Annotated in this window: 3 protein-coding genes; 1 reads left to right on the forward strand and 2 read right to left on the reverse strand. The window is 40.8% G+C overall.

Annotated features, from left to right (window positions below; genetic code table 11):
• Nucleotides 1–538: 538 nt before the first annotated feature.
• Nucleotides 539–748 carry a hypothetical protein gene (locus GQY55_RS30610; RefSeq protein ID WP_160045703.1) on the reverse strand — a complete coding sequence of 70 codons (210 nt, stop codon included), beginning with the start codon at nucleotides 746–748 and terminating at the stop codon, nucleotides 539–541.
• A gap of 183 nt (nucleotides 749–931) precedes the next feature.
• Nucleotides 932–1,921, reverse strand: a complete 990-nt coding sequence (locus tag GQY55_RS30615) for a helix-turn-helix domain-containing protein (protein ID WP_160045704.1) — start codon at nucleotides 1,919–1,921, stop codon at nucleotides 932–934.
• A gap of 143 nt (nucleotides 1,922–2,064) precedes the next feature.
• Between GQY55_RS30615 and GQY55_RS30620 the strand changes: the two genes are divergently transcribed.
• A complete protein-coding gene (locus GQY55_RS30620; protein WP_160045705.1) occupies nucleotides 2,065–2,259 on the forward strand; it encodes a helix-turn-helix domain-containing protein in 195 nt (64 codons plus the stop codon).
• Nucleotides 2,260–2,507 lie beyond the last annotated feature (248 nt).

Raw genomic sequence — 2,507 nt, forward strand, 5'->3', positions numbered from 1 at the left:
GGTCGCTGTGCTGGTCGCTCTTCAAAATTCTGCTGGTCGCCTTGGTCTGCAAACCCTTGTCCCGTAAGGGTTTCTGCTGGTCGCTTTTCCGTTTTCTGCTGGTCGCTGTGCTGGTCATTGTGCTGGTCGCTTTTTTGGTTCATTTCAGGGTGTAAATTAACTCTATATGAATTGATGGCTGTTCGGTCCATACAGGGGGGCCCTCATTTGAAATGACCCCACCGCCGTAAAAATGATGGTTTGTTGATTCGCGCTTTTTGATAACGGAATCCAAATTTTTTGAAAACGCAAAATTGCGTTCTCAGTTTTATTTTCAAGGGTGTTACCATTTCGGGAATACCTTCGCACAGCAAGGAGGGCGGTAACTTACCGCATCCATAGACGCCCTAGATTGAAACGAGCCCTTACCAGAAATAACCTCATAAATCTGTCCATAATTCGGACTGTATTCAAGGTATCCGCTTTTCATGGATACCTTCTAAATTTGATGACTCGACGGTCCGTCCAGTCATTTCAGATGACCTACCGGTTCGTTAGGTCATCCCTTTACATTATGACTCCGCCGACCGCGGAGGGTGGTCGGGCGTATATATTTGTCCAGCACTTCATCAAGATTGTGGGCAACTGCTCCATGTTTATTCAGAACTTCTTGGATAGCCCGTTTCGCTATTGATTTGATGATGGCGGCTGCTTGTTCGTCGGTTCCGGCTCGTTCGTAATGTATGTTGAATTTCAACTTCCTTTTCACGTTCTCGGCTTCCTTGGTGTGTTATTTTCGTGATTGATTAATTCAACTTTAATGTGCATGCCATATTGTTCATTGGCGTACTCTTGAATCTTTTGAGCGAACCATTCATATGGAGATTCGGTTCCGTTTATTTCTGTGATGTTGAACTTTTTACGTCTCTTCATGTCGATTCCTTTCTTAGTCCTATCTGTGATTTGGGAAAAGGAGTTTTAACATTTCGAGAACACGTTGACGATCTTCTTCTTCCAGAAGGTGACCGTTGTATGTGATCCTCTCGCGTTGAATTATGTCCTCTAGTTTTTTTGGCCGCGGCTGTCTTGCTCCCACCTCATAAGCTGAATTCCACTTAATGTGAAATTCATGTGCAATATTCTGTAGTTCTTGGAGAACCTCCCACTGAAACTGAGGATTATCAATTTCAAGAATCATGTCTGAATACTGTTCTGGAATATCCTGTCGGACTCCGTTTTCATCACTTACAGTAATTTTACGCGTCAAGCTTATGTTGTATTTTTCGATTAATTCACCGATTCGTTCACTCAATACTTGTTCAATACTACCTAGAAAGTCGCGCTCTCTGTCCCCGATCAAAAGGCTTATAAAATATTTTATGTTTTGTGCTATTGGACTTGTTTTATCTTTTGATTCTTCAAAGTATTTTTTAGCAAATTGGTATTGGATACGGAACAGATCATGGTGATCTGCTAAATAGGCTTCAAGCGGATCTCCATTTTTAAGTCTGTCAATAATGCCATCCCTTACTTTTTCTAAAGACGGTAGGAAGTTTGCTTCAGTGATTCCTGTGATTTTGTGTTCACTAATAATTTCGGCTAGACCTGCTTTTAAATGCTCTGGCAAATCATCTTGGACATTGTATTTTTCCTTTAGAATTTTGAAGAAATCAAAGACACTTTGTGCTTGTACAGCCGCCGCGTAATTTGTGTTTACTTCATCAATTCCAATATGACCAGCTTTAAACATTAATTCCGAATGGGTTACCCCTAAATGAGGGGCCAGTTTCCTTAATATCTCAGGTGAAGGTAATTTTTCACCTTTTTCTATTTGAGAAATATATGAATTAGATACCTTAGAAGCCTCTTCTAATTGTCTTATTGTCATATTCTTTTCATTTCGTAGCCTGCGCATTTCATTACCAAAATCTTTTAGTTCCATCAGTGCAATCACGCCTCCTTTGATTCACATTATACGCACTATTGTGGGCAAAATAAAGTTTTTTGTGATAAATGCTTGAAAAAGTGGGCAAAGTGGGTTATTATGGTTTTGCCCGATAAAGTGGGCGGAAGGGGGTGAGTAAAATGTCTAACCATCTTACTCTAAAAGAGGCGGCTCCTTATATTGGAGCAAGTACCTATAAGCTTCGTGAAATGGTTCGAGATAAACAAATTCCTGCGTATAGAATCGGCAACCGTATTATGTTCCGTAAATCAAGTTTAGATGAATGGATTGCTAATCAAGAAAAGCAAAACTCCGCTGAGTGCAGTAATCAATAAAAAGAGAGGAGACAGTTCGTTCATGCGCTATTACGTCAAGAAGATCGGCAGCCGCCTATATCTTCGAGCAAGCGCCGGGAATTGGATTGAATTACGAATTGCTTGCGGTAGTGGGGTGCTGTACTACGCATAGATAAGGAATGATTTCGGGCATTTTGATTCTTCCATGGTAAATTGTATCGATTGATAGGTAGAACGCCTGAAAACAAGCCTCAAACGTCTGTAGAAAACAATTTAAGAGGAGGGGA

Origin of the sequence: Paenibacillus sp. USDA918EY (assembly GCF_009870825.1) — a bacterium.
Lineage (GTDB): Bacteria > Bacillota > Bacilli > Paenibacillales > Paenibacillaceae > Paenibacillus_AQ > Paenibacillus_AQ albilobatus.